Source organism: Asticcacaulis excentricus (assembly GCF_003966695.1).
Taxonomy (GTDB): domain Bacteria; phylum Pseudomonadota; class Alphaproteobacteria; order Caulobacterales; family Caulobacteraceae; genus Asticcacaulis; species Asticcacaulis excentricus_A.
In genome coordinates this window covers 1,106,988-1,133,829 of sequence record NZ_AP018827.1, presented here as the reverse complement: position 1 = coordinate 1,133,829, position 26,842 = coordinate 1,106,988, and the positions used below count along the sequence as shown (strand labels likewise).

25 protein-coding genes and 1 riboswitch are annotated in these 26,842 nt (G+C 60.9%); of the genes, 15 read left to right on the top strand and 10 right to left on the bottom strand.

All coding sequences use genetic code 11. The features are described from left to right. Nucleotides 1–18 precede the first annotated feature (18 nt). Nucleotides 19–1,371: a hypothetical protein gene (locus EM6_RS05200; RefSeq protein WP_126420782.1), complete on the top strand. Its 1,353-nt coding sequence runs from the start codon at nucleotides 19–21 to the stop codon at nucleotides 1,369–1,371. Continuing rightward, complete coding sequence (locus EM6_RS05195) at nucleotides 1,371–2,456, top strand: D-Ala-D-Ala carboxypeptidase family metallohydrolase (protein WP_197723592.1); 1,086 nt, start codon at nucleotides 1,371–1,373, stop codon at nucleotides 2,454–2,456. Before EM6_RS05200 ends, EM6_RS05195 begins: the two co-directional genes overlap by 1 nt. Nucleotides 2,457–2,537: 81 nt before the next feature. Here the strand turns inward: EM6_RS05195 and EM6_RS05190 are convergent, their stop codons facing one another. Next, nucleotides 2,538–3,305 carry a PhoH family protein gene (locus tag EM6_RS05190; RefSeq protein WP_126420780.1) on the bottom strand — a complete coding sequence of 256 codons (768 nt, stop codon included), beginning with the start codon at nucleotides 3,303–3,305 and terminating at the stop codon, nucleotides 2,538–2,540. 476 nt (nucleotides 3,306–3,781) lie between these two features. Between EM6_RS05190 and EM6_RS05185 the strand changes: the two genes are divergently transcribed. The 3 genes from EM6_RS05185 to EM6_RS05175 all read left to right on the top strand — a co-directional run bounded on the left by EM6_RS05185 (nucleotide 3,782) and on the right by EM6_RS05175 (nucleotide 6,995). Further along, entirely contained in the window at nucleotides 3,782–4,303 is a 522-nt protein-coding gene (locus tag EM6_RS05185) for a gamma carbonic anhydrase family protein (protein ID WP_126420778.1), read from the top strand. Nucleotides 4,304–4,401: 98 nt separating this feature from the next. Next, on the top strand, nucleotides 4,402–6,513 hold the full coding sequence (locus tag EM6_RS05180) for a TonB-dependent receptor (RefSeq protein ID WP_126420776.1): 2,112 nt from the start codon (nucleotides 4,402–4,404) through the stop codon (nucleotides 6,511–6,513). Nucleotides 6,514–6,608: 95 nt separating this feature from the next. Continuing rightward, nucleotides 6,609–6,995, top strand: coding sequence for a zf-TFIIB domain-containing protein (locus EM6_RS05175; RefSeq protein WP_126420774.1), 387 nt, complete (start codon nucleotides 6,609–6,611; stop codon nucleotides 6,993–6,995). A gap of 69 nt (nucleotides 6,996–7,064) precedes the next feature. Here EM6_RS05175 and rnhA read toward each other — a convergent pair whose 3' ends face one another. Both rnhA and ispH read right to left on the bottom strand, forming a co-directional pair. After that, nucleotides 7,065–7,508 carry a ribonuclease HI gene (rnhA, locus tag EM6_RS05170; RefSeq protein WP_126420772.1) on the bottom strand — a complete coding sequence of 148 codons (444 nt, stop codon included), beginning with the start codon at nucleotides 7,506–7,508 and terminating at the stop codon, nucleotides 7,065–7,067. A 1-nt stretch (nucleotide 7,509) separates the two neighbouring features. Next, nucleotides 7,510–8,460, bottom strand: a complete 951-nt coding sequence (gene ispH / locus EM6_RS05165) for a 4-hydroxy-3-methylbut-2-enyl diphosphate reductase (RefSeq protein WP_232037102.1) — start codon at nucleotides 8,458–8,460, stop codon at nucleotides 7,510–7,512. Between the two features lie 179 nt (nucleotides 8,461–8,639). Between ispH and EM6_RS05160 the strand changes: the two genes are divergently transcribed. The 3 genes from EM6_RS05160 to EM6_RS05150 all read left to right on the top strand — a co-directional run bounded on the left by EM6_RS05160 (nucleotide 8,640) and on the right by EM6_RS05150 (nucleotide 10,604). Further along, entirely contained in the window at nucleotides 8,640–9,305 is a 666-nt protein-coding gene (locus EM6_RS05160; RefSeq protein ID WP_126420768.1) for a Tat pathway signal sequence domain protein, read from the top strand. 111 nt (nucleotides 9,306–9,416) lie between these two features. Further along, nucleotides 9,417–10,181, top strand: a complete 765-nt coding sequence (locus tag EM6_RS05155) for an NYN domain-containing protein (RefSeq protein ID WP_126420766.1) — start codon at nucleotides 9,417–9,419, stop codon at nucleotides 10,179–10,181. Nucleotides 10,182–10,184: 3 nt separating this feature from the next. Further along, a complete protein-coding gene (locus tag EM6_RS05150) occupies nucleotides 10,185–10,604 on the top strand; it encodes a hypothetical protein (RefSeq protein ID WP_126420764.1) in 420 nt (139 codons plus the stop codon). A 119-nt stretch (nucleotides 10,605–10,723) separates the two neighbouring features. On the opposite strand, the gene EM6_RS05145 is transcribed toward EM6_RS05150, so the two are convergent. Then, entirely contained in the window at nucleotides 10,724–10,909 is a 186-nt protein-coding gene (locus EM6_RS05145) for a hypothetical protein (RefSeq protein WP_126420762.1), read from the bottom strand. Nucleotides 10,910–11,046: 137 nt separating this feature from the next. Then, nucleotides 11,047–11,136: riboswitch (glycine riboswitch) on the top strand. Between the two features lie 152 nt (nucleotides 11,137–11,288). Between EM6_RS05145 and gcvT the strand changes: the two genes are divergently transcribed. The 4 genes from gcvT to EM6_RS05125 all read left to right on the top strand — a co-directional run bounded on the left by gcvT (nucleotide 11,289) and on the right by EM6_RS05125 (nucleotide 16,726). After that, on the top strand, nucleotides 11,289–12,401 hold the full coding sequence (gene gcvT / locus EM6_RS05140) for a glycine cleavage system aminomethyltransferase GcvT (RefSeq protein ID WP_126420760.1): 1,113 nt from the start codon (nucleotides 11,289–11,291) through the stop codon (nucleotides 12,399–12,401). A 12-nt stretch (nucleotides 12,402–12,413) separates the two neighbouring features. Further along, nucleotides 12,414–12,782, top strand: a complete 369-nt coding sequence (gcvH, locus tag EM6_RS05135) for a glycine cleavage system protein GcvH (protein ID WP_126420758.1) — start codon at nucleotides 12,414–12,416, stop codon at nucleotides 12,780–12,782. Between the two features lie 146 nt (nucleotides 12,783–12,928). Next, a complete protein-coding gene (gene gcvP, locus EM6_RS05130; protein ID WP_126420755.1) occupies nucleotides 12,929–15,775 on the top strand; it encodes an aminomethyl-transferring glycine dehydrogenase in 2,847 nt (948 codons plus the stop codon). Nucleotides 15,776–16,216: 441 nt separating this feature from the next. Continuing rightward, the gene (locus EM6_RS05125; RefSeq protein WP_126420752.1) at nucleotides 16,217–16,726 is read left to right on the top strand and encodes a hypothetical protein; all 510 of its coding nucleotides are present in this window, start codon (nucleotides 16,217–16,219) and stop codon (nucleotides 16,724–16,726) included. Nucleotides 16,727–16,853: 127 nt separating this feature from the next. On the opposite strand, the gene EM6_RS05120 is transcribed toward EM6_RS05125, so the two are convergent. From EM6_RS05120 to EM6_RS05100, 5 genes are all read right to left on the bottom strand, one after another. Next, complete coding sequence (locus EM6_RS05120; protein ID WP_126420750.1) at nucleotides 16,854–18,272, bottom strand: NAD(P)(+) transhydrogenase (Re/Si-specific) subunit beta; 1,419 nt, start codon at nucleotides 18,270–18,272, stop codon at nucleotides 16,854–16,856. Continuing rightward, nucleotides 18,272–18,607 carry an NAD(P) transhydrogenase subunit alpha gene (locus EM6_RS05115; protein WP_126420748.1) on the bottom strand — a complete coding sequence of 112 codons (336 nt, stop codon included), beginning with the start codon at nucleotides 18,605–18,607 and terminating at the stop codon, nucleotides 18,272–18,274. The genes EM6_RS05120 and EM6_RS05115 overlap by 1 nt, the downstream gene beginning before the upstream one ends. Nucleotides 18,608–18,617: 10 nt before the next feature. Further along, the gene (locus EM6_RS05110; RefSeq protein WP_126420746.1) at nucleotides 18,618–19,745 is read right to left on the bottom strand and encodes a Re/Si-specific NAD(P)(+) transhydrogenase subunit alpha; all 1,128 of its coding nucleotides are present in this window, start codon (nucleotides 19,743–19,745) and stop codon (nucleotides 18,618–18,620) included. A 172-nt stretch (nucleotides 19,746–19,917) separates the two neighbouring features. After that, nucleotides 19,918–20,757: a DUF817 domain-containing protein gene (locus EM6_RS05105; RefSeq protein ID WP_126420744.1), complete on the bottom strand. Its 840-nt coding sequence runs from the start codon at nucleotides 20,755–20,757 to the stop codon at nucleotides 19,918–19,920. A gap of 47 nt (nucleotides 20,758–20,804) precedes the next feature. Further along, nucleotides 20,805–21,047: an aa3-type cytochrome c oxidase subunit IV gene (locus EM6_RS05100; protein WP_126420742.1), complete on the bottom strand. Its 243-nt coding sequence runs from the start codon at nucleotides 21,045–21,047 to the stop codon at nucleotides 20,805–20,807. 192 nt (nucleotides 21,048–21,239) lie between these two features. Here EM6_RS05100 and EM6_RS05095 point away from each other — a divergent pair, with 192 nt between their 5' ends. After that, on the top strand, nucleotides 21,240–21,896 hold the full coding sequence (locus EM6_RS05095; protein ID WP_172961139.1) for a YitT family protein: 657 nt from the start codon (nucleotides 21,240–21,242) through the stop codon (nucleotides 21,894–21,896). Nucleotides 21,897–21,937: 41 nt separating this feature from the next. Next, nucleotides 21,938–22,348, top strand: a complete 411-nt coding sequence (locus EM6_RS05090; RefSeq protein WP_126420740.1) for a hypothetical protein — start codon at nucleotides 21,938–21,940, stop codon at nucleotides 22,346–22,348. 41 nt (nucleotides 22,349–22,389) lie between these two features. Here EM6_RS05090 and EM6_RS05085 read toward each other — a convergent pair whose 3' ends face one another. Further along, complete coding sequence (locus tag EM6_RS05085; protein WP_126420738.1) at nucleotides 22,390–24,204, bottom strand: M3 family oligoendopeptidase; 1,815 nt, start codon at nucleotides 24,202–24,204, stop codon at nucleotides 22,390–22,392. Nucleotides 24,205–24,317: 113 nt separating this feature from the next. Here EM6_RS05085 and EM6_RS05080 point away from each other — a divergent pair, with 113 nt between their 5' ends. Further along, nucleotides 24,318–26,798 (top strand): hypothetical protein, encoded by a 2,481-nt coding sequence (locus EM6_RS05080; RefSeq protein WP_126420736.1) that lies wholly within the window; start codon nucleotides 24,318–24,320, stop codon nucleotides 26,796–26,798. Nucleotides 26,799–26,842: the final 44 nt, after the last annotated feature.

Genomic DNA, 26,842 nt, shown 5'->3' with positions numbered 1-26,842 from the left:
CGGGTCGGGGTGGGGGACATGCTGCTGCCGGAGTCCATAGATGTCGCCGCGGGTCTGGTGTTCATCTACCTGCTGATGAGCGTGCTGGCGACGACGGCGCGCGAAGCCGTAGAAGGCTTTTTCAAAAGCCGTTCGCGCAATCTGGAGCGCGGCCTGATCGAACTTCTGTGCAACCTGCCCAAGGGGCATTCCCTGCGCTTTGACCGCAAGTCGGGTGACAAGCTGCACGGCTTTGAATTTCTGGAAGGGTTTTATAACCACCCCCTGATCATGACGCTGTATCGCGGCAACTATAAGCCGCCGCCGCGCCGCCGCTTTTTCGAAGGGCGCAAACTGCCGTCCTACATACCGGCCGAGCACTTCGCCTTCGTTGTGCTGGATATGATCAGCGAAAAGGGCGGTCAGACCCAGTCCGGGCGTCTCGACCCGCAGGCCGTGCTGAACGCTACTAACAACCTCAATAATCCGCGTCTGGCCAGGGTGGTGCAACTGGCGGTCAATACCGCCGATGGCGATATGAACAAGGCGCGTACCTTTCTGGAGCAGTGGTTCAACGCCACCATGGACCGCGTGTCCGGCTGGTATCGCCATGAGACGCAGACCATTCTGTTCTGGTTCAGCCTCGTCGCCTGCGTGGTAATGAACGTCAACACGGTGGTGATTGCCGATACGCTCTACCGCTCGCCCAGCCTGCGCAAGGCGGTCGAGGCCTCGGCCCAGCAATACTATACCGACACCGCCGCCAAGGGCGTAGAGGCGACGGCCAGTCTGGATAACCCTTTGAGCCGTCTGGGCCTGCCCTTGGGGTGGAACGCCACCACTATGGACAGTATGCAGCACCTGTTCCGTTTCTGCGGCAATGACACGCCGCTGCACGATAACCGCAAATGCCCACCCAGCAAGGAACCAAAGACACCGGCGCCTGACTTCCGGCTCGATCGTCCGGATCAGTGGTGGCACAATGCGCAACTGGCCGTCGGGCGCACGATTGAGATCGCCACCAATGCCTATAACGGGACGCCGACCCTCGGCGACAATGCGCTGTTTAACGTGCTGCCGATGGTGGCGCTGATTTCAGGCTGGGTGATGACGGCTTTTGCCGTGACGCTGGGGGCGCCCTTCTGGTTCGACGTGCTGAGCAAGCTGATGACGGTGCGCTCGACCTTCAAAGGGGGCGCGCCACCGCCGGCTTCGACCTTCACGCCGCTTCAACCCTTCCCGGATGAAACGACCATGCGCGTCATAACCTTGCCGACCTCATCCGCCGTGACCACCACCGCGACCGCCCCGGCGCTGGCGGCGGTTCCGGCTCAAGTGGTCGAGGCCGACGACGCCTTACCCGATCCGTCGCTGCGGTCGAGGGATTACTGATGATTACGGCGGACACGCTCAAGGCCCTGTCGCCGCAGGCCAATGCGACGCGCATCGCCGTCTATGCCCCGGCACTGGAAGCGGCGCGGGTCGAATACGGTATCGACACGCCACGGCGGGTCGCGCACTTCATGGCGCAACTGGCGCATGAGTGCGATAATTTCCGCGCACTGGTTGAAAACCTGAACTACAGCGCGCAGGGCCTCTACAAGACCTTCCCCAAGCGTGTCGGCTCGCTGGAAAACGCCCAGCGGCTGGTGAATGAAGGCAAGGCGGCCATTGCCGAAGCCATCTATGGCAACCGCCCCGAACTGGGTAATGTCGAGCCCGGCGACGGCTTCCGCTATATCGGGCGCGGTTTTATTATGATCACCGGGCGGGCCAACTATACGCGCTACGGGGAACTGACGGGCCTGCCTCTGGCCGAGCAGCCGCAAAAGCTGGAGGAGGCGGAAACGGCGGCGCGTGCGTCTGCGGCCTTCTGGCGTGCCAAAAACCTCAACGCGCTGGCCGATGCCGATGACCTTGTCGGCATTACGCGCATCATCAATGGTGGGACCAACGGCCTCGATCACCGTAAGGCGCTATATGAACGCGCCAAACAGGTGTGGCCGGAGCCGGTCCTGCCGCCCAGCTATCCGGGCTATACGCCGCTCAGCCAGTATTTCACGCTGGAAGAACTGACCCAGTCCGATATTGCGGAACGCAACGGCATCGACAACACGCCGACGCCTGAGCATCTGGCCAATCTCAAGGACACGGCGCAGCGCATGGACAAGGTGCGTGCGCTTCTGGGGCAGCCCATCACGGTGCGCAGCGGCTATCGCGGTCCGACGCTTAATGCCAAAATCGGCGGCTCAAAGACCAGTGCCCACATGATCGGCCGGGCGGTGGATTTTGTATCGCAGCGCTTTGGCACGCCGCTCGATATCTGCCGCAAGATCATGGCCAGCGATATCGTGTTTGATCAGCTGATCTATGAGGGGACGTGGGTGCATATCGGCTTCTCCGACACGCCGCGCCGTCAGGCCCTGCGCGCTGATTTCAGTGTGACCCCGACGGCCTATCGCCCGCTCGTGCTGTAGTTTTTCCGGGGTTAAAAGAAAAGGGCGGAGAGCCCCCCGCCCTTTCCATTTTAAATTTTTGCTTTCGCGATGTGCCTGCGCTTACAAAACGCCGAGCATTTGTGCGACCAGCGGGTGACGGACGATGTCCTTGTCCTTCAACTGCACCACGGCCACGGTATCGAGTGTTTCGAACTTCGCCGCCACATCGGCCAGACCCGACAGGCCGGGCAGCAGGTCCGACTGGTTCGGGTCACCGGTGACGATCATGGTCGAGTTCCATCCGAGGCGCGTCAGCAGCATTTTGAGCTGCGTATAGGTGCAGTTCTGTGCTTCGTCGATGACCACAAAGGCGTTGTTCAGCGTGCGGCCGCGCATATAGCCGACCGGCGCAATCTCGATCAGGCCTTCCTGCATTAGCGCCTTGACGCGCTTCATGCTGAGGCGATCGGTCAGGGCGTCGTACAGGGGGCGCAGATAGGGGGCCAGCTTGTCCTCCATATCGCCGGGCAGGAAGCCGATCGACTCCCCGGCCTCGACCGCCGGGCGCGACAGGACGATGCGGCCGACCTTCCCGGCCTCCAGCGCCTCAACGGCCTTGGCGATGGCGAGGTAGGTCTTGCCCGTCCCTGCCGGCCCCAACGCCAGAACGAGGTTTTTCTCGTCAATGGCGGTCAGAAGCTGCGCCTGTCCATCGGACTTGGCCTTGATGGTTTTGACGTAGCTCTGGTCCCTTTCTTCGTTTGCTGGGGCTACCGGCGACCAGGCGGCGTGATGCACGGAAATGCGGCGCACCTTGGTGTCGCGGGCATATTCTTCGGCATCGAGAGTACCTTCGCGCAGAAAACGCTTGGTGGAACGCTTGGTCATGACAGCCTCCTTAAAAAAGAGCGCCAGCCGGAACGCAGTGCAGGCGTCCGGTCAGTGCGCGTCAGCAAGAGCGGGATTTGAGGCACAAAAAAAGACGAAACCGGGTAAGGGTTCGTCTTCGCGTATGCGTCAGGGGAGGAAAGGCGGGCGCGTCCGGGTGTGTCGCATCCTTGGGGCCGCACCGCCGGGGGCGGGGGGACATTTTCGGGTGCAAACACGTACCTGTGAGCCACTGAAAACCTCTTGAAAGGTAACGGGCCGGATGTCGCCGGGTCCTGTTGGGGGGCTCTGGTGATTCCCCCTGAAGAACAGTACCAGATTCCGGCAGAATGCTTACCGAGTTCTTAAATGGGTTGTGGAAAACTTTTGTGCATACGCGAAATAATGGAATTTCGCGCGACGACCGCCCAAGGCTTGCCACGGGCCCTATCTCACGCTCATAAGCGTAAGGAAACAATCGGGAGGACAGGGCCGCGATGACGGTTTTTGCTTTGGACGGCGTTTCGCCAACGCTGGGCGAAGGCGTTTGGATCGCGCCTTCGGCGCAGGTGATCGGTGATGTGCGCCTGGGGGACGGCGCTAGCGTATGGTTCAACGCCGTACTGCGCGCCGATAACGAGCCCATGATGATCGGGGCGCGCAGCAATATTCAGGACGGATCGGTGCTGCATTCCGACCCCGGATCACCCCTGAGGATCGGCGAGGGGGTGACAGTCGGGCACAAGGCCATGCTGCACGGTTGCACGGTCGGCGACAACAGCCTGATCGGCATCAATGCGGTGGTGCTCAATCGCGCGGTGATCGGCCGGAACTCGATCGTCGGGTCCGGGGCGCTGGTGCCGGAAGGCAAGGTCTTCCCGGATGGGGTGCTGCTGATCGGGTCTCCGGCACGGGTGGCGCGCGAACTGACCGAAGATCAGATCGCGCGGCTCACTCTGTCGGCGGATCACTATGTGTGGAATGCCCAGAGATTTGCCAAGGGCCTTACCCCTCTCTGATCACGCGCTCGTGTGTCGCTGAGGTTGGGTTTGCCGGAATCTCGCCTTGATTGCGTGTGTCAGTGGGATAAGGGGATGCCGACACTTTGGGGGGCTCGATGAAGAGAGGCTTGGTTTATGGGGCGGCCGCCGCCGGGCTGCTGGCGGGATTGGCGCTGGCGACGGCGGTTCAGGCGCAAGAGGCCACGCAAACCGCTCAAGCGGCGCCTGCCACCGCTGAAAAAGACGCCAAACCCGGCGAAGCCATCGAAGAAATCACCGTCACCGCCAGCAAAAGCGCCGGCACGCGCATCGACCGTCGCGTCTATGACATTAAGACCGACCCGCAGGCGACCACCGGGCAATTGAGCGATGTGTTGTCCAAGGTGCCCTCGGTCACCGTCACCCCCGATGACAAGGTTCTTCTGCGCGGCGACTCCGGTGTGACCATCTGGGTCGATGGCAAGCCTCCGGCGGAGGGCAAGCAGGTGCTGCGTATGCTGCCGGCATCGGAGATCGAGCGCATTGAGGTCATCACCAACCCTTCGGCCCAGTACGCGGCGGCCACCAGCAAAGGCATTATCAATATCATCACCAAAAAGCCGCGCGGTAAGGTCGTGCGCAGAGGGTCTGCCTCGCTCTGGGCGCACTCGCGTGATCGCTATGGGGCCACTCTCAGCTATGACGACGGCAAGGGGCCGTGGTCGTGGGGGCTGAACCTGTCTGCCAATGGCGGCCCGACGAAAAATCGCTCGTTTACCACACGTGACTATATCAACGCGCAGGGGCAGGTGACGGGCCGTCTGCGCGAAGAAGGCATCAATATCGGTGACAACGAATGGCGCAATGTCGGTTTGCGCGGGGGCTACAAGCTGGGGCCGCGCAGTTCACTGAAGCTGAAGGTTCGGCAAAGTGAGGCCAGTTGGACCGGCAATAACCTGACGGCCTATGACGACAGCGCCGAAGGGATGACGCGTGAACGCGCCTATGAGCCGTGGTTCCTGCGCCTGTGGGCTTACGAACTGAACTACACCTTTGCCGATGACAAAGGGGAACGCCTGACAGTCGAGGTGAGCGACGAACTGAACCATACGCGCGATTCCACGCTCTATGCGTACATGGGCGCGAGTACGGGCACCAATCGCGTCAGCGATATTCAGCGAGACCATGGGCAGGAGATCAAGGCCGATTACGAGAAGCCGCTGGGGGGTAACAAACTGCTCAGTGCCGGTTTCGACTGGCAGAGACAGAGGCTGCGTATGGCGCGATCACTCGACAGCGATATGCCGGGACTGATCGACTACGACAGCCGCTTTGCCGGGCGCGAAACAACGGCCGCGGCCTATGTGACCCTGCAGTGGCCCCTGTCGGGCAAGTGGACGGCCATGCCGGGTCTGCGTGTCGAAGATCGCCGCCGCGATATTGCCGGGCGGCGGGGCGGGGAGACGGAATGGTTCCCCTCCCTGCACCTCAGTCGGGCCTGGGGCGAGGATGGCAAAATACGCCTTAGCTACAGCCGCCGCCTCGATCCGATCAATCTTGGGCAATATGACCCGCAAATTCTGCGCGGGTCATTGACCTGGGCGCAGAGCGGTAATCCCGATCTGGCGCTCGTCCTCGTCAATTCGCTGGAGGCCAGCTACGACTGGGAGCACAAGGACTCGTTGTGGGGCGCGAGCTTGTTCATGCGTGAAGCCAGTAACGCTATCGAAAACGTCAACACCCTGATCGACGGCGAGGTCATCCTGTCGCGGCCGGTCAATCGCGGCCAGACCCAGTATGCCGGGTTTGACGTCAACTGGCGCTTTCCGGTCAAGCGTCTGCCGGGCAAGGGGCGCTGGAGCCAGAGCGGCAGCGCTAGCTTCACCCGCAACCGTTCGGAAGCCATTGAGGCGGGCGGGCCGCGCGAGGCGACCTTCTGGATGGTCAAACCGATGCTGCAATATGATGGCCCCAAGCGCGCGGGCCTGAGCGGCGATCAGTATCAGTTCTCGGCGACCGTGATGCAAAATCGGGGCTTACAGTCGCGTTCGGGTGTCAACTGGAGCACCGAGATCAGTTGGTCGCATCCGCTAAACAAAAAACTGACCCTTGTGGCGACAGGCACCAACCTGCTGGGCCCTCAGTCCAATGAAAGCCGCACGGTGACGGCGCGCTACCGCACACAGGCCGAGCAATTCTATTATGGTCGGGCGGTAAAGCTGGCGCTGAACTACAAATTCGGGAATTAAGCGCCGTGGAACCGATTGCGTACGGCAATGGCTCTTGAAGCGTGCCCATTATGGGCCAATGTCTCTGCTGTACGATCTTTTACAGGAGAGAAAGCATGTCTGCCCTTCAGTGTCCCGTCTGCCGGGGTGACTTCCGTGAGGTTTTGAAGGAGGGCATACTGATCGACGTCTGCACCCAGTGTCGTGGCGTCTGGCTGGATCGCGGCGAACTGGAAAAGCTTTTGTCGCTGGCCGCCGGTGGCACTGTGGCGCAGCCCACGCCGCAACCGGCCCCCTATGTGCCGCCGCAACAGCCGCACTACCAGCAACCGCCGCAACCCTATCCGCAGCAGCCCTATCATCAGCAACGCCCGCCTCAGGTAGACAAGTACGGGCGGCCCGTCGAATACGACAAGTACGGTCGCAAGATCGAGTACGACAAGTACGGCCATCGCAAGAAGAAAAAGGGCTTCGATATGCTGGATATTTTCGACTTCGATTAAAGGAAAAGACACGGGGCCTTTATCGCGCGCTAACGCTTCGCGGCCTGAGCGCCGGGCCCCACACTCTTTTTAAAACGCCGCCGTCGCTTCCGTAATCGCCTTGTTGGCCAGCCCATCGGCGCGTTCGTTCATCTCGTGCCCGGCGTGGCCCTTGACCCAGTGCCAGTGGATCTTGTGCCGCTGACGGGCCGCGTCGAGGCGCATCCACAGGTCGTCATTTTTCACCGGCTTCTTGTCAGCGGTCTTCCAGCCGCGCGCCTTCCAGCCGTGAATCCACTCCTTGATGCCTTTGAGGACGTACTGGCTGTCGGCGTGCAGGTCGATTTCGCAGGGCTCTTTCAGCGCCTCCAGCGCCATGATGACGGCCATCAACTCCATGCGGTTATTGGTCGTCTCGGCTTCATAGCCGTAGAGTTCCTTCTCATGCGGGCCGAAGGTGAGGATCGCGCCCCAGCCGCCCTTGCCGGGATTACCCTTGCAGGCCCCGTCGGTATAGATGGTGACCTTCTTCATCTCAGGCGGACGCTTCGGTCAGGACGCGCGGCAGCTTGAAGGTCACGGTTTCGCGCACGCCATTGTCCTCGCTCATCGACACGTCGAAGCGCGCGTGAATGGCCTTGATCAGGTCTTCGATCAGGTTTTCCGGCGCCGAGGCTCCGGCGGACATACCCACCGTTTGCGCGCCGTCGAACCAGTTCCAGTCCACCTCCGACGCGTCGTCGATCAGATACGCGCTACGGGCCCCGGCGCGCAGGGCCACCTCGACCAGACGCTGTGAGTTAGATGATTTTTTTGACCCGATGACGAGGAAAAGGTCGCAGTCTTCGGCCACGCGCTTCACCGCCTCCTGACGGTTGGTGGTGGCGTAGCAGATGTCTTCCTTGTGCGGCAGGGAGATGTCCGGGAAGCGCGCCTTAAGCTCGGCCACGATATCGGCGGTGTCATCGACCGACAGGGTGGTTTGGGTAACGAAGGCGAGGTTTTTCGGGTCGGCGGGCTGAAAGCTGCGGGCGTCTTCGACCGTTTCGATCAGCTTGACCACGCCTTCGGGCAATTGCCCCATGGTGCCAATGACTTCGGGGTGGCCGGCGTGGCCGATCAGCAGGATTTCACGCCCGGCTTCGTGATGGCGTTCGGCCTCCACATGCACCTTGGACACCAGCGGGCAGGTGGCATCAAGAAAAAACATCTGACGCGATTGCGCTTCGGCCGGGACCGATTTCGGCACGCCGTGCGCCGAAAACACCACCGGGCGGTCCGGCGGACACTGATCCAGTTCCTTGACGAACACCGCGCCCAGGCCTTTCAGACGATCCACGACGTGTTTGTTGTGGACGATCTCATGGCGCACATAGACCGGCGCGCCGTAAAGTTCGAGGGCGCGTTCGACGATCTGAATGGCGCGATCGACTCCGGCGCAGAAACCGCGCGGGGTCGCCAGTTTGAGAGTAAGGGCATCAGGCATGGGGCTTAGATAAGCGCTTTCGCGGCGGCGCGCCATAGAGTTTGTGCATCATACACAACACCGCTTCGCCATGAAGTCGCCCACATCCCTCTTTAGCTCTTTGAAATTCGCAGGCGAGACGCTACTAAGTGGGGGCGCTTCGCGGCGCCCTTTCGCCTTTTCAAGCTCAAGAGACCTGAATGTCTTCCAAATTGCGTGCGCTTCTGATTGGTCTGTCGCTGGCCGGTGTCGCCTCGGCGGCGATTCTGCCCGGTCTTGCCTCGGCTCAGAATCGCGACCGTGACCGCGATCAATCGGAAGATGACGCGTCAAAGCGCGCCAAGAAGGAAGAAGAGTGGGAACAGAAGGACCTCCGTCTGGCCAAGCGTCGTGCGGATGGTCCGTGCCCCTATGTGAAGGTGCTGTACGAAGCCGCTCGCTATCACGAATTTGCGGATAACAAGGAAGCCTCGTCTGACGCCACCTGGACCGGTCAGATCAACGGCGTCGCGTCGGATTGCGCCTATAAGGGTGATCAGCCGATTGAAATCGCCATGATCATCGGCTTCTCGCTGGGCAAGGGCCCGAAGGCCCCGGCCGATACCAACACCTATCGCTATTGGGTGGCGGTGACCGACCGCGACAAGGCGGTACTGGCCAAGGAATATTTTGACCTGCCGGTGCGCTTTAACGGTCAGCAAACGGTGGATGTGGCCACCCGCGTTGAAAACATCGTCATTCCGCGCGCCTCTTCGACCGTGGCGGGCTCGAATTTCGAGGTTCTGGTCGGCTTTGATGTGACGCCGCAAATGGTGGACTTCAACCGTCAGGGCAAGCGCTTCCGCTTCGCCAAGGTCAAGCCGTAACGATTCTCCGGTTGGGTGAAAATAAAACTGTCACCCGAAAGATACTGACAAACGCCGAAACATGCGCTTTAGTGTTAGCAGAGGGTTAACGCTTGCGTCGTTTCGGGGTCCATGTCGCAGCCAGATAAAGCCAAAAATCATGGCACGGCACCGGTAACGGGACGCGGGCAACGGGGCGGTTTCAGGCTACCCTTTTTCCGTAAGCGCGCCGCTGTCTATTACGATGGCTTCAACCTTTATCACGCGGTGGATGCCTATAAACGGCCCTATCTGAAATGGCTGGACCTCAAGGCGCTGGCGCAGGCGATTAGTCCGTCTGACGAAGTGGTCAAGCGCGTGGTGTGGTGCTCGGCCTTCCGTCCGCAGAACAAGTCGAAAATGAAGCGCCACGAAGACTATATGCGGGCGCTTCAGGCCCGCGGTGTCCTTTGCCGCATAGGCCATTTCGTGTCAGCCATCGACGGCTGCAATGCCTGCGGTCATCAATGGCATCTGGCCATCGAAAAGCAGGGTGACGTCAATCTGGCTCTGTCGATTGCCTCGGATGCCGAAGATAACCTGTTCGACGTCTGCTATCTGGTCTCCGCCGATGGCGACCACGCGGCGACGGCGCGCTACCTCAAAGAACGCTTCCCGAAGAAGGAACTGGTGCTGGTCTGCCCGCCGGGGCGCTATCCCAACAAGCACATCCTCAAATTTGCAGATCGCGTGGTGGAGATCGAGCGCGAGCACCTTGAGGCGTCGTTGCTGCCGCAGATGACCAAATACCGGACGCGCTTGCTGGGGCCGTCATCAACGATTGAGCGCCCCGAAGCCTATGACCCGCCGGAACTGCGCGAAAAGGGCCACCTCAAGGTCGTGGTCAATAACGGGTGACCAATGGATGAGGAGGCCTTCATCCAACTGATAGACGCCAATTTTCCGTATGATCGGGAAAAGGCATGGCGCGGTTTGATCGAATTATCCAAGCAAATATCGCCAAATGCCGCATTCGCTGTACTTAACGAGATATGTCGTCCACCCTTCAAGGGGGGGCTACAGCCTAAGCGCGCCAAAAACATGTTGGATTTTTGGTGTGCACATATTGACCATCCGCTGAAAGTGCCACTGCTTACTGCCGCCGAAGCGCTTATTTCATGCCGTTATTTAAGCGTAGAACAAGCCGTTGCCATTATGCGAATGGTAGCTGGGTATCGCGAACAGTACTGTGCACTGATGATAGCCTATATGTCCTGTGATGACAGAGAGGGCGTCGCGGACGACGCCTACAATGAAATAGTCAAAAGTTGGCAGGCTTGAAATCGGTATCTAGTCTCTGTCAAGCCGCTGTGGTCGCCGGTGTCGATCAAACCCCCGGAGGCCTATGGCTCACCTGAAATGTCCGGAAAAGAGCACCTCAAGGTCGTGGTCAATAACGGTCAGGGGCTGCCGCGCTGGTAAAACCGCGCCAGTACGAAAGCCCCGAACATCAGGGCGCTGAGGAAAATCACCAGAAAGGCGAGGGTGTCGATGGCGACCTTGCTCTGCGCGCTGCCGTGAAACAGGTCGCGGACTTCGAGGCTGAGGGCGGCTGCGGATTCGGTGGATTGGGAAGAGGGTGTCATGTGCGGCTCCTGAGCTGATGCACTGAGTGTAGGCACAGGCGTCATCAGCGGGGACAGGTTGCAACTCCCGCCTGTGAGTGAGGCGCGGCGACAGACGGGCGGCCTATTGACTCTTGGGCTCGCCTCACGCACAAGCGAGATGACCCACGGGAGAGTGCATGACTCGTCATGCCGCCGAAGGCGCAACCGCCCCGGAAACGCTCAGGCCAAAGGACCGTGGATCGTTTTACACGCTGGAAAATGGCGCCATGAGGCGCCTACCGACGGAGCAACGGCCCGTAAACCGGGTCTAAATCTCTCAGGTCACAGGGACAGCGGGGGCAGACTTTTTTAGTGAAAAGCTCTGCGATTCCGCACGTTTGCAACCCTGAGGCCGCGTATGACCGATGTCGCTCTGAAATCCACTCCGCTTGAGGACCGTCACGTCGCGCTGGGGGCGCGCATGGTGCCGTTCGCTGGCTACAACATGCCCGTTCAGTACGAAGGCGTGATGGCCGAGCACAAATGGACCCGCGCCGAAGCCGGTCTGTTCGACGTGTCGCACATGGGGCAGGCGCGCCTGAGCGGGACGGATGCCGTCCACACGCTCGAAGCCCTGACGCCGACCGATTTTGCGGCGCTGAAGCCCGGCAAGCAGAAATATTCGCTGCTGCTCAACGAAGCGGGCGGCATTCTCGACGACTGGATGGTGTCGCGTCCGCAAGCCGATGGCTTCTTTCTGGTGGTCAATGCCGCCTGCAAGGATCAGGACTTCGCGATTATCGCCGACAGCCTCAAGGGCGATACGACGTTTGACATCCTGGCCGACCGCGCGCTTCTGGCCTTGCAGGGGCCGCGCGCCCGCGAAGTGATGGCGCAGGTCTGCCCCGCCGCCTGTGACATGTACTTCATGGACTGCGGCACGTTCGAGATTCTGGGGGAAACGGCCTTTGTGTCGCGGTCGGGTTATACGGGCGAAGATGGTTTTGAAATCAGCTTTCCGGCCGCCCGCGCCGCTGAGCTGTGGGACCTGCTGCTAACCTTCCCGCAGGTGAAGCCGATCGGTCTGGGCGCGCGCGATTCGCTGCGCCTCGAAGCCGGGATGCCGCTCTATGGGCACGAAATGGACGAAACCTACGGCGTGGTCGAGTCGGGCCTGAGCTTCGGCATGTCGAAGTCGCGTCTGGAACGCGGCGACATCCGCGGCATCGAGCGCATCCGGGCGGAGCGCGAAAACCCGCAACGCACCCGCGTGGCACTGCGCGTATTGGAAGGGCCGCCCGCCCGCGACGGGGCCAAGATCCTCAACACTGAGGGTGAGGCCATCGGCATCGTCACCTCCGGCGTGCCATCGCCGACGCTCGGCTATTCGATTGCTATGGGCTATGTGCCCGCCACGCAATCGGCGCCCGGCACGCAACTGAAGCTGGAGGTGCGCGGCAAACCCTATGCCTGCGAAGTCGTCACCATCCCCTTCGTCCCTAACTCATATTACCGCAAACCCAAGGCTTAAGAGGTCGTCATCATGAAATTCACCAAGGAACACGAGTGGGTCAAGGATCAGGGCGACGGCACGGCCTTCGTCGGCATCACAGCCTATGCCGCCGACGCGCTGGGCGATGTGGTCTTCGTCGAAGTCCCGGAAGCCGGCAAGACCCTGACCAAGGGCGACGCCTTCGCCGTGGTCGAGTCGGTCAAGGCCGCCTCTGACGTCTATGCGCCGGTCGATGGCGAGGTCATCGAAGGCAATGGCGAACTGGGCAATGCGCCGGAAACCGTTAATGCTGTGCCGGAGGCCGGTGGCTGGTTCGCGAAAATCAAGCTGACCAATCCGTCGCAGCTTGATGCGCTGATGGATCGCGAAGCCTACGAAGCCTATCTGGCGACTCTGTAATCAAGTGCCTCCCCTGATGTCAGGGGAGGTGGATTCGCCGTCGGTCAGGCGGCGAAGACGGTGGGGTTAAAACCACCGGTGTAACCCCCCTCCGGCTTCGCCGGTTTCCCCCCTGATATCAGGGGGGATGCTTAGAGGTAAATCTCATGCGTCAGTCCAATCAGCCCGTCGAACAGGGCACCTTTGTCCGTCGTCACATCGGTCCGTCCGAAGCCGAAATCTCCGCCATGCTGGTGGAGCTGGGGGTGTCCGATATCGACGCCCTGATCGATCAGACCATCCCCGTGGCCATCCGCGAACGCTCCCCCATGGGCGTGGGCGAGGCGATGGATGAAGAGGCGGTTCTGGCGCATCTGCGCGGCGTTGCCGCGGAAAACAAGCCGTTCGTCTCGCTGATCGGGCAGGGCTATTACGGCACGCTGCTGCCGGGCGTCATTCAGCGCAATATTCTGGAAAATCCAGCCTGGTACACGGCCTATACGCCCTATCAGCCGGAAATCAGTCAGGGCCGCCTTGAAGCGCTGCTGAACTTCCAGACCTTGCTGTGCGATCTGACCGGGCTTGACGTCGCCAATGCCTCGCTGCTCGATGAGGCAACCGCCGCCGCCGAAGCCATGGCGCTGGCGCGTCGGTCCTCAAAGGTCAAGGCCGACCGCTTCTTCGTCGATGCCGACTGCCACCCGCAAACCCTGGCCGTCATCCGCACCCGCGCCGAACCGCTGGGCTGGGAGATCGTCGTCGGCAATCCGGAAACCGACATCGACGCCGAGGTTTTCGGCATCCTGCTGCAATATCCCGGCTCGTCGGGTGAGGTACGCGATTTCCGTCAGGTGATCGCGTCTGCCAGGGCGAAGGGCGCGATCGTCTCTATGGCCGCCGATCCGCTGGCCCTGACGCTTCTGACCTCGCCGGGCGAACTGGGCGCCGACATCGCCATCGGCTCCATGCAACGTTACGGCGTGCCGATGGGCTATGGCGGCCCGCACGCCGCCTATATGGCCGTCAAGGACGCGCTGAAGCGTTCCATGCCGGGCCGCCTCATCGGCGTGTCGGTCGATAGCCGCGGGGAGCCGGCCTATCGTCTGGCCCTGCAAACGCGCGAACAGCATATCCGCCGTGAAAAGGCGACCTCCAACATCTGTACCGCTCAGGTGCTGCTGGCCGTCATCGCCTCCATGTACGCCGTCTATCACGGTCCGGAAGGCTTGAAGGCCATCGCTTCGGCCATCCACGAGAAGACCAGTGCCCTTGCGGCGCATCTGCGCGGTCTGGGCTTTGAGGTTGTGACCAGGGCGGCCTTCGATACGATTACGGTGAAAACCGGTGCCGACACCGCCGCCATCCACGCGCGTGCGGTGGCCGATGGCATCAACTTCCGCCGCGTCGATGACACCCATATCGGCGTGTCGCTGGATGAAAGCGTCACCCCGGCGGCACTGGCGCGCGTCATCGCGGCCTTTGCCGCTGGCAAGGACGGCGGTACGGGCGAGGGCGTGGCCATTCCGGCCACCTTGCGGCGTTCGGACGACATCCTGACCCATCCGGTCTTTCATCTCTATCGCTCGGAAACCGAAATGCTGCGCTATCTGCGCCGCCTGTCGGACAAGGATTTGGCGCTCGACCGCACCATGATCCCGCTGGGGTCGTGCACCATGAAGCTCAATGCCACGACCGAGATGATCCCCATCACGTGGCCGGAGTTTTCGAACCTGCACCCCTTTGCGCCCAAGGATCAGGCGAAGGGCTATCAGCGCATGTTTGACGCGCTCGAAGCCTATCTGTGCGGCATTTCGGGCTATGACGCCGTCTCCCTGCAACCCAATTCGGGCGCGCAGGGCGAATATGCGGGCCTTCTGGCCATCCGGGGCTATCACCTCTCGCGTGGCGATTCCCACCGTGACATCTGCCTGATCCCGGCTTCGGCGCACGGCACCAACCCGGCCTCGGCCCAGATGGTCGGCATGAAGACGGTGGTGGTCGCCTGTGACGAGGACGGCAATGTCGATATGGCCGATCTGAAGCTCAAGGTCGATCAGTACGCGGCCAATCTGGCGGCTATCATGATCACCTATCCGTCGACCCACGGTGTGTTTGAAGAAGCGATCAAGGAGATCTGCGACCTGGTCCATGCGGCGGGCGGTCAGGTTTATCTCGACGGGGCCAACCTCAATGCGCAGGTCGGCCTGTCGCGTCCGGGGCACTACGGCTCGGACGTCAGCCACTTTAACCTGCATAAGACCTTCTGCATCCCGCATGGCGGCGGTGGTCCCGGCATGGGCCCCATCGGCGTCAAGGCGCATCTGAAACCCTTCCTGCCGTCGGACCCGCAAACGGGCGAGGCGGGGGCGGTGTCGGCGGCCCCCTATGGTTCGGCTTCTATCCTGCCGATCTCGTTTGCCTATATGCTGCTGATGGGCGATCAGGGTCTGCGCAAGGCGACAGAGGTGGCCATTCTCAACGCCAACTACATCGCCGCGCGCCTCGAAGGGCACTTTCCGGTGCTATATCGCGGCGAAAAGGGCCGCGTGGCGCATGAGTGCATCATCGACCTGCGCCCGATCAAGGACGCCACGGGTGTGACGGTGGACGATGTGGCCAAACGCCTGATCGACCACGGCTTCCACGCGCCTACTATGAGCTTCCCGGTGCCGGGCACGCTGATGATCGAGCCGACGGAGTCCGAGGCCAAGACGGAACTGGATCGCTTCTGCGACGCCATGATCGACATCAAGCGCGAAATCGATGACGTGGCCAATGGCCGCTTCACGGCGGAGCAAAGCCCGCTGCGTCACGCGCCGCACACCATCTTCGATCTGGCCTCCGAAACGTGGGACCGCGCCTATAGCCGTCAGGAAGCCTGCTTCCCGACCAAGGGGGCGATGGCCAACAAGTACTGGTCGCCGGTCAACCGCATCGACAATGTCTATGGTGACCGCCATCTGGTCTGCTCGTGTCCGCCGATGGAGAGCTATATGGACGAGGCGGCGGAGTAATCCGCCGACTCGGACAGCGTGCGACCGCACGCCGCCGCCCCTGTGGCGAGCCAAGCGGCGTTTGAGCGGGAAAACCGCGAGGCGGCGGAATAGAACGATGTGTGAGCGGATAAGCCGCCGAATCTGACAACGGCCAATCCATTGAACAAGAGGCGGTCTTGCGGGGCCGCCTTTTTTTGCGATAAAAAAGACACGGCTTGTGGCCATCACGTCACGTATCAGCGCTTTTACCTAAAGTGAGCCCAATTAAGGCCAGTCGCCGCAATTTAGACCTTAGTGGCTCTTTATAAAGGTGATGACGATTCCCATATCGCAATCGCGGCGGGATTATTAGCCTAGACTTACGATATCATAACCCTGGTATGGTAGCTTTGAACGGCTACTGACAGAATAGGGCCTGAAACGGTCTAGAACGACCGCACAGGACCACGGAGCAAGACGATGAGCGGGCCGAAGGGCTTATTGGCGGGACTTTTCAAACCTTCCTCCGGGAAGGCGTCGAAGTCGCGCGCGCTCGAGACCGCCTCGCCGAAAACCCGCAAGCCCAAAACCCGTCGTAAGGGCCATGTGCGTAGCGGTGCCAGCCGTCTGTGGCGCGGGGTTCTGGTTGGGCTCGGCTTCTTCATTGTGGTTCTGGGTGTGATCATCGCGCCCCTGCCGGGACCAATGGGCCTGCCCGTCTCCATCGCCGGCTTGGTTATTGTTCTGAGAAACTCTTACTGGGCCAAGCGGCAGTTTATCCGCACCTGGCGGCGTCATCCGAAGTGGCTGACCCCGGTGCGCCGTCTTTTGCGTCCGCGCGCCAGATTCCTGTCGATCATCTGGCATCAGATGCTGCGTACCGAGAAGCTGGTGATTACCCGGACAAAGGACCGTATTCTGGGACCCGTTCGGCGTCGTTTCCTGCGCAAGGCGCGCCGCCATAGCTTCCGCCCACAGTCGGCCGATTAAAAAAACCTCCCGATCCTTGGATCGGGAGTTTTTTTGTGGTCTGAATGAGGGGTCTCAGAGGGCCTTGACGACCCCCTCGACCCTCTTCTTGGCATCGGCGAATAGCATCCCCGCCGATGCGAAGTGATCAGAGGGCCTTGACGATCCCTTCGACCATCTTCTTCGCATCGGCAAACAGCATCATCGTATTGTCGCGGAAGAAGAGTTCGTTTTCGACACCCGCATAGCCCGACGACATGCCGCGTTTGACGAAGAGTACGGTCTGCGCCTTTTCGACGTCGAGGATCGGCATACCGAAGATGGCCGAGGTCGGGTCGGTCTTGGCCGCTGGATTGGTCACGTCATTGGCCCCGATGACAAAGGCAACGTCCGCCGTGGCAAACTCGCTGTTGATGTCCTCCAGTTCGAAGACCTCATCATAAGGGACATTGGCTTCGGCCAGCAGCACATTCATGTGCCCCGGCATGCGGCCCGCCACAGGGTGGATGGCGTATTTGACCTCAACGCCTTCCTCTTTCAGCTTGTCGGCCATTTCGCGCAGGGCGTGCTGAGCCTGAGCCACCGCCATGCCATAGCCCGGCACGATGATGACCTTGGAGGCGTTCTTCATGATGAAGGCGGCGTCATCGGCTGAGCCCTGCTTGACCGGGCGCGTTTCGACCTTGCCACCGGCGGCGGCCGCCGAGGTATCGGCCCCGAACCCGCCCAGAATGACCGAGACGAAGGAGCGATTCATCCCCTTACACATGATGTAGCTGAGGATGGCCCCGGAGGAGCCGACCAGCGCCCCGGTGATGATCAGGGCGATGTTTTCCAGCGTGAAGCCCAGCGCCGCCGCAGCCCAGCCCGAATAGGAGTTAAGCATGGAGACAACGACCGGCATGTCGGCCCCGCCAATGGGGATGATCAGGGTCACGCCCAGCACCAGAGACAGGGCAAAGATCAGCCAGAAGGCCCACTGCGCCTGACCCGCCGTGGCGATCAGCACGCCGATTAGGGCGAAGATGGCCAGACCGATGCCTATATTCAGGGCGTGACGCGCCGGCAGGATGATCGGTGCCCCCGACATATTGCCGTTGAGCTTGGCAAAGGCGATGACCGAACCGGTGAAGGTGATGGCACCGATGGCAACGCCCAGACTCAGTTCGATCACTGACTGCGTCTTGATGCCGAGGCCGGAGTCGATATGGAAGGCGTCTGGCGCATAGAGGGCCCCCACGGCAACCAGACAGGCGGCCAGACCGACCAGTGAGTGGAAGGCGGCCACAAGCTGCGGCATGGAGGTCATCGAGACCTTTTTGGCGATGCTCGCTCCGGCAAAACCGCCGACCGCCACGCCACCCAGGATCAGGGCGATGGTGACGGGGTCGATCTCACCGCCAATAAACAGGCCCAGAAGCGTCACGCCGACGGCGATGGCCATGCCGACCATGCCGTAAAGATTGCCCTGACGCGAGGTTTCGGGCGAGGACAGGCCGCGCAGGGCCAGAATGAACAGCACGCCCGAAACCAGATAGGCGAGGGCCGAAAAGTCAGCGAAAGACATTAGTGCGCCCCTTCTTTTTTAACCTGAGCGGGACGCTCTTTTTTCTTGTACATGGCCAGCATCCGGCGCGTGACCATGAAGCCACCGAAGATATTGACGGCCGCCAGCGCGCTGGCGATGGCACCGGAGCCCTTGGCAAACCAGGTGCCTGCGCCGAAACCGGAGGCCGCGGCGGCGATCAGCGCACCGACGATAATGACCGAGGAGATGGCGTTGGTCACGGCCATCAGCGGCGTATGCAGGGCCGGGGTCACCGACCAGACCACGTAATAGCCGACAAAGACCGCCAGTACGAAGATGGCGAAATGGAAGACGGTGGGATTGATGTGTTCCACGGTTTCCCCCTTAATTTTGTAAGTTGGGGTGCACCACGGCACCGTTTTGCGTGACCAGAGCGGCCTTGAGAATCTCATCCTCAAAATCCGGGCTCAGTGCGCCGTCCTTGATCAGCAGCCCCAGAAAGGCCTGAAGATTTTTGGCGTAAAGCGCCGAGGCGTCGTTGGCGATGGCCGCGACGATATTGGTCGGGCCATAGATTTTGACGCCATGCGTTTCCGCCACGCTATCGGGCACGCAGCCCTCGACATTGCCGCCCTGCGGGGCCGCGATATCGACCAACACCGAACCGGCCTTCATCGAGGCGACCTGCGCCGCCGTAACCAGTCGGGGGGCCGGGCGGCCGGGGATCAGGGCGGTGGTGATGACGATGTCCTGCTTGCCGATATGGCCGCTGATCAGTTCGGCCTGTTTGGCCTTATAGTCGTCGGACATTTCCTTGGCATAGCCGCCCGCGGTCTGGGCGTTTTTGAACTCTTCGTCCTCGACCGCGATGAACTTGGCCCCCAGCGATTCGACCTGTTCCTTGGTTGCCGGGCGCACATCGGTGGCGGAGACGACCGCCCCCAGACGCCGCGCCGTAGCGATGGCCTGAAGCCCGGCCACGCCAACGCCCATCACAAACACCTTGGCCGGAGCGACGGTGCCCGCCGCCGTCATCATCATCGGAAAAGCCTTGCCGTATAGGTGCGCGCCTTCGATCACAGCGCGGTAACCGGCCAGATTGGCCTGAGACGACAGGGCGTCCATCACCTGCGCGCGGGTGATGCGCGGCACGAACTCCATGGCGTAGGCGGTGGCACCGGCCTCGGCCAGCGCTTTCAGCGCGTCTTTTTCGCGGTAGGCGTCGAGCAGGGCGACGACGGTCGCGCCTTGTTTCAGCGTTTTTGCTTCGGTGGTGGACGGGCCGCGCACCTTGAGCAGGATGTCTGCCGACGACCACACGGCTTTGGTGTCCGCAATCTCTGCGCCCGCAGCGGTAAACGCTTCGTCGGTAAAGGCCGCGCTGAGGCCCGCGCCGGTTTCCACAACAACGCGCTGGCCGCTGGCGACCCATTTCTTCACCGTGTCGGGTGTCGCGGCGACCCGCGTTTCCCCCGTCAGGCTTTCCTTCGGTATTCCGATGACAAGAACCAAGTGTCTCTCCCCGGATTTGTCTGATTACATCAGAAAAATCCTCACAATTGCAACGATTTACGCCACTTTATTCTTCTTATACTCAGGCCTTACGGCCTCGCCGGGGTTTAGTAAAGACAGTTTTAGAGGCTCAAGCGTTGAGCCAGGCTGACCTGCGGCAGGTGTCAACCTATCACGGTTCTGCGGATTTACGGTCTTCAACTTCCTGTGGGGCGCGTGGCGGGATGACGAGACTGACCATGACGAAGCTGAGGACCAGCAGCAGCGCCCACGCCCCCATCTTGTGCAGGCTGACCATGTGCCAGACATCCTGATCCGGATAGACCCAGGTGCGCGTGGCCGTGCCGATATTTTCCGCCACCCATAGAAAGAAGGCCGTCAGCGCATTGGCGAGGATGAAGGGCATCCGGCGATCCTTTTGGTCAACGCGAAAGACGATCCAGCTTCGCCACCACAGCCCGCCGATGGCGGCGAACAGCAGATAGCGAAAATCCCAGATATAGTGATGGGTGAAGAAGTTGAGATAGATCAGCGCCGCCAGCAAAAAGGTGGCCCACACAGGCGGATAGTTAGTGTATCTCAGGTCCATCACCCGACTGGCGCGGGCAATGAAGGAACCGACGCAGGCATACATGAAGCCGGTAAACAGCGGCACAGCCGCAATCCGGATGACGGCTTCGTCCGGATAGGCCCACGAGCCCATATGCGTCTTGAAAATCTCCATCACCGTGCCGACGACGTGATAGAGGAAGATGACCCGCGCCTCCTCGAAGGTTTCCAGACGCAGGACCAGCATCAGGATTTGCAGGATCACCGCCGCGACGAACAGGAAGTCGTAGCGCAGCAGCGGGGCCTTATCCGGCCAGAACAGGTGCGTGGCGATCAACAGCCCCAGCATGGCCGCGCCGAACAGGCATGACCACGCCATCTTCAGACCAAACAGGATAAATTCGGCCAGTGGCGCGGGCAACCGGTCGAGCGTGTGGTGGATGAGCCGCCGCGCCGGTTGCAAAAAAGGCCCCAGCGGGTGGGGCCTTTGGCTCTGATCTATTGGCGCGCTCAGTGGGCGTCCGGCTTCTTCTTGAGCACCAGAAAGCCAATCACGGCCACTACGGCCGAAACGAAGCCGGCGATGAAGAAGCCCGCGCCCTTAACGGCGAACAGAAGCACGAAGAACAGGATGCCAACGGCGATGATCAGACTGCCCCACTTGGTCAGGCCCATGAACAGGTCGTAGGTTTCCGACTGTTCGTGGATGTCCATGTCGCCCTTGTGGTAGTCGCCCGATTGATGTCCGGCCATTGGATTCGTGTCCCTGAAAAAGTCTGTCGTTCGTACTTTTCTACAAAAGCAGGGCTTTGCGGTCAACGGCTGATGGACGCAGGCGCTGAAATCGCCTAAAACGGTTGCAAGTGAAATTATAAAACAGGTTCCGGCGTGATCCGGACAGGGATGAACGACAGGCGGGTGGGATCTGGGTTTAGAGCCACACGCATGATTTTTGCCAGACTTTGGGCCTCGCTGAAGCCCGGTAACACCAATGACGGATCGACGGAGCGTCTGAAGCACACGCCTCTGGAGGACGCCTATGCCTTCGCTATTGGCTGTTCGATGATCGTGCTGGGGATCGTCCTGCTGAAGACCGTCGGGCTGGTCACTGGCGGCGTGGCCGGGATTGCACTGCTGGTCTCCTATCTGATCCCGCTGCCGGTCGGCGTGCTTTTCATGATGATCAATGTGCCCTTTTTCATTTTTGCCTATCTGGGCATGGGCCGGGTCTTCATGATCAAGACCATCATCGTTTCCATGGCGATCATGGGGCTGGCCGTGCTGATGCCTATGGCCGTGCATATCGACTATGTGCAGCCCTTGTTTGCCGCCGTCTTCGGCGGGACGATCATCGGCATGGGGATATTGTCGCTGGCAAGGCACGGAGCCGGGGCCGGAGGTACGGGCGTCTTATCCCTCTATCTTCAGAAAAAGCGCGGTATTAATGCCGGTCAGACGCAACTGATCATCGACCTGATTATTATGGCGGCGTCGATGTTCGTCATACCGGGGGAGCGGCTATTGTACTCGGTCGTGTCGGCGGCGGCCATGAGTCTGGTCATGATGAGCTGGCACCGCCCGGAGCGCTATATCGGACGGTAAAGGCTCTTTACTTGGCGATTGGGTTCTCACAGATTAATTCAATGCGCTTAAGTGATGATCGCCCGGTCTATATCCGCTTCGTTTGTTTCAAGACCATCGAAGGGCAAAGACATGCCTTGGGTATATTTCAAGCCTGCGATGACGCGCAGGATAGTCATTATGCAGAGGGCTGGGCGCTCGCCCTACTGAACGAAACCTATGATTGGTTCTGTCGTCATTTAAAAAAACCAGATCGACTTTATTACGGTGATAGATGGCATCCCGGCAATCCCGGTTTGTCGTGGTTTAAACCCGAGGCGGTGGAGCATATTCGCCGCATGTATGACCTTAAAACAGCTCTGGAGGCCTGCGGGGTCCATATAGAGGTCTTGACGACACGTGACGTAGGACAAGTCCTTTATGAGGACGCACATCAGGTGTGCGCTGTACCGTCAAGACATACGTTCGGGTGAAGCGTTTGTCTTGTCTCCTCTAATGAAAAGAAAGATTGAACCTAAACCAGCGCCTCGAACTGGTCGATCAGGCCTTTCAGCCGCTGACAGCCCATCTCCCAGAAGGCCTTTTCGCGCGGATTGAGCCCAAACGGGGCCAGCGCTTCGAGATAGGTCTTTGTCCCGCCCGCCGACAGAAGCTGCGCGTAGAGCGGGGTGAAGGCTTCGGGGTTTTCGCGTCGCTTTTCCATCAGGGCCGATACCAACAGGTCACCGAAGGCATAGGCATAGACGTAGAAGGGCGCGTGGACGAAGTGGCTGATATAGGCCCACCAGTATTCATAGCCGTCGTTCAGCCTGATCGCGGGCCCCAGTGACTCGCCCATCACCTCAAGCCACAGGGCGTTCAGCCGATCGAGCGGCACTTCGCCCTCAAGACGTTCAGCATGGAAGCGTTCTTCGAAGCGATGGAAGGCGATCTGACGCACCACGCTGTTGAGGCCATCCTCGATCTTGCCGGCCAGCAGCGCCTTCCTGTCTTCGGGCGAGGCATCAGCCACCAGATATTCGAACACCAGCCCTTCGGCAAAGATCGACGCGGTTTCCGCCAAAGTTAGCGGCGTGTCGGCCAGAATAGAGCCCAGAGGCGCGGCCAGAGTCTGATGCACCGCATGGCCCAGTTCGTGGGCCAGGGTCAGCATTTCGCGCCGCTCACCCGTGAAGTTGAGCATCACATAGGGGTGGTGGCTGGACGACACGGGGTGGGCATAGGCCCCCGACGACTTGCCTTCGCGCGGCTGGGCGTCGATCCACGGCTTTTCAAAAAAGACGGCGGCGCGTTCGGCAAAGTCTGGCCCCAGACGGGCGAAGGAATCGAGCACAATGCGTCTGGCTTCGTCCCAGCTATACAATTTCGGAGCAGCGCTGGTCAGGGGGGCATTGCGGTCCCAGAAATTCAATACCGTCTTGCCCATGACCTTCGCCTTCAGCCCATAGTAGCGGTGCGACAGGGCGGCGTAGGATTCGCTCACGGCCTCGGCCATGGCATCGACAGCATCGCCATCGACCTCATTGGCCAGATGGCGCGAGGCGGCGGGCGTAGCGAACTTGCGCCAGCGGTCTTCGACCTGCTTTTCAAAGGCCAGCGTATTGAGCGCCAGAGCCAGTACCGGCGCATTGTCTTTCAAGGCCACAGACAGGCCTTCGGCGGCGGCTTTGCGCACGGCTTCGTCAGGCGAGGACAGGCGCGTCAGGGCGTCATTGAGCGTCAGGACTTCGGGCTTCGACTTCGGCCCGATTCTGACGCGCAAACGGGTCAGGGTCTCATCGAACAGGCGCACCCACGAGGCGGCACCGGGCATCCTTTCCAGCAGCAGCTTTTCCAGATCGGCTGATAATTCATGCGGGCGGTTGGCGCGGATACGCCGCAGCCACGGCCGCCATTTTTGGGCCTTTTCGGTGACGCGAAGCGCCTGTTCTATTTCCCAGTCTTCCAACTGGTTCAGTTCCAGCGACAGGAACAGGCTGTCGGTCGAGATCAGCGCGGCCTTGTTACGCAGGTCGGCATCGAGCTTGGCAATCTGTGTATCTTCGCGCGCGATGGTCGAGGCGAGCGTCGTATAGGCCATAGCCCCGGCCATGCGATCCGAGGCGCGCTCATAAAGCGTGGCCGCCTGATCGATCAGCAGGCCCAGTCGCTCGGCATTACCGCGCGCCGCGACGAAATTGCCCTGTAGCTTCTGAAGCTCTTTCAGGGTCGCCGCCGCTTCGGCAAAGTCGGCAGCGATCTTCGGGTCGTCCACACCGCTGTAAAGATCGGTGAGATCCCAGACGGGAAGGGCGTCGGTGGCTAGGGCCGCGGAGTCGATCTGTGTCATATCCTGGCCTTAGCTAAAACGCCGGAGAAAAGCGAGGGCTTTCAAGGTGCCGGCTCCGGATTTACAGCCGAAACCATAGGGTTTAAGCTGTGCAGCAATAAGGGGAGGCGGGGATGAAATTCAGAGCCATTGGTCTCGTGGTAGGTACCGTGTGCGTCCTGTTTGGCGCGTCGGAGGTTCGGGCCGGAAGTCTCACGGCGGCGGACTGGAAAGCGTTCCGCGACCATTCGATGAGTCAACATGGTGAGGCCGAGCCGGACGAACTGGAGTACCAACTCTATGTTTCCGGCGAAAAAGACGAGAAAGAGGTGCCGGTCGATGCAGCCGTGCAGGCCTTTGGGCATTACTTCGGGTTCGCGCAGGAAGACGCCAACGCCTATGCAAGCCTGATCGTCGGTCTGGTCAATTATTTCGAGACCTGCGACAGGCAGTGCGCGTTCCGGGCGGGCCAGCCTTTGTACGATGAGGCAGCGCGCCTTCTGGTCAGAGAGCGCAGCGGGCGGCTGCTGAAGGCGGTGGTGGCCTATTGCCGCCACGAATGCGCCTTTGAGCCGGGAGCCCCGCTGTATGACGAGGCGCGGCAACAGATAGTTGCAGACACCAGCGGTCAGCTTTTGACCGAGGTACTCAAAAGGATTGCTCAGGACGAAACACCGGCGCTGGTCCGCCTCGGCTGGGATACGCCTAAGGCACTCGATGCGTTTCGTGACCTCTATCTCTACACGGAAAAGGAGATATGGCTGGCGGCGTTCCTGAGCCGGTTGCCAGACGATCCGGTGGGAGTTGCCACCTTGCCGGCTATGCATCGGGACGCCGGTCTGCCGGATATGCGAAGCGGAGCCCTGCCAGCGCTGATCGATACGACGCTGGCCCGCTTGAAGCCGACACCGGATGGCCTGCGCTGGCGAAAAGTGCTGGAAGGGATGCAGGTGGGTCATCTGGTTGAAAGGGGGTTCGATGCCGAGGCCGTGCGGCGATATCGCGCCCTGCCGGAGGCGATGAAATCTGATCTGTTCAAGGCGTCGGCTGACTGGTCGAAAGAGGCGGCCTGCCGCAGCGTCGATGCGCTTGAAAGTAACGCGGTCGCTCTCGGTGCCGCCCTGTGGCTCGAAGGGCAGGCAGAAGAGGCGCGAACCCTGTGGCAAGGCGTATCTGTGACGCCCGGATTCAATCCTCTGCGTGACGCCATTACCCCCGAAGTGACCGATAAAGCCTTGTTCGAACTCTATTTGGTCGGTGATCAGACTGCGGTGGAACCTCACAAGGATGCGTGCGGCAATGGGGTTTTCCGAGGTGGCAGTCTGGAAGGGAATGGTGCGTTGTTCGCTTTGGCCCGTGCGGCCCCGGCGGTACGCGAAGTCGTGGCGCGACGCCTCGATAAGGCGGGCTATGTCGACATGGCCGTCTGGCTGCGTCGCCCGCAGGCCCCCTATATCGACCCTGAGGCCGTCTCCTTTCTGGAGCCCCTGAGCGATCTTATCGCTATTGCACCGGATATGGCCCGCACATGGAAGGCCTTCGCCGAAGAGGCTAAAGCCCGCGACGAAGCGTTGCTGCGGGCCAGCAACGGTCCGGGGCACGTAAAGGTGGCAGGCGAACCGGCACAATGGGCCGAAAACCCCCTGCCTGAGGGTATGTCGGCATGGCCGGAAGACAAGGAAGGGCCTAAGCCGCCGCGCAATCTGTCCAAATGGATCGGCAGCGTGGTGCGTTATGAGGCATCGGGCAAGGAGGCCACCGTCGTCTATGAATCCGCCGAATACGATCTGGCTGGGGAAATTCCCGCCTATGGCCTGTGGGTAGCGCTGAAGCGCGACGGCAGGTGGCAGACGCCGCTCTATCTTGGGCTTCAGACGCATTTTCCCTATGTGGTCACGCCGGGGTCGAACCTGCCGCTGATCGACGGCGACCGACTGCGGCTGGAGGTTCAGGTCAGGGAAATCGATCTCGACACGATCACCTTTCCCCCGGTTTCACTGGATTATAAGCGCAAGGCAAAGGGGCTTTATCTCGACATCCCGCTGGAGAGCCTGCGCGCCGATGCAGACGGGGATGGTCTGACCGATGTGGAAGAGCGTCGTCTCGGCCTCGACCCTGCCCAGGGTGACAGCGATGGCGACGGCCTGATCGACGGCGTTGATCCCTTGCCGCTGAGCGCCTACAGCGCCGCAACCGATCCGCGCCTGTCACAGGTGGCGCGCCTCGTTCTGGAGGCGCTGGCCGGACATGAGGCGAGAGCAATTGTCATCCGTCCGCGGCCTGAGCAGCCTGCGGATGATATACTGGCGGCTATTGCGGGAGGTGCCGCGCCTAAGGGGTTCAGACAGACCCTGTTTGTCGTCGCCGAAAAAGACATCTTTGCCGGTATAGCCGGTGCGCCCTTCCGTCTGATCGTCTATTCGCCTACCGATCTGGAGCGTCTGGGGCGCGGTAAGGCGCCTTTTTATCCACCGCAGATTATCAACCTGTTCGCGGCACCCGACGGTTCGGCCTATTTCGTCAACTGGTCGGCGGGGTGGGTCGGCGGTTCGCTGATCATCCGCTGCCAGAAAGAGGTCTGTAAGGGCGAGACGGTCGGCGGCTGGATTACATAAGGTCTGATCGTCCCTCAACGGGACATTAACCCTGTCCTTCAACC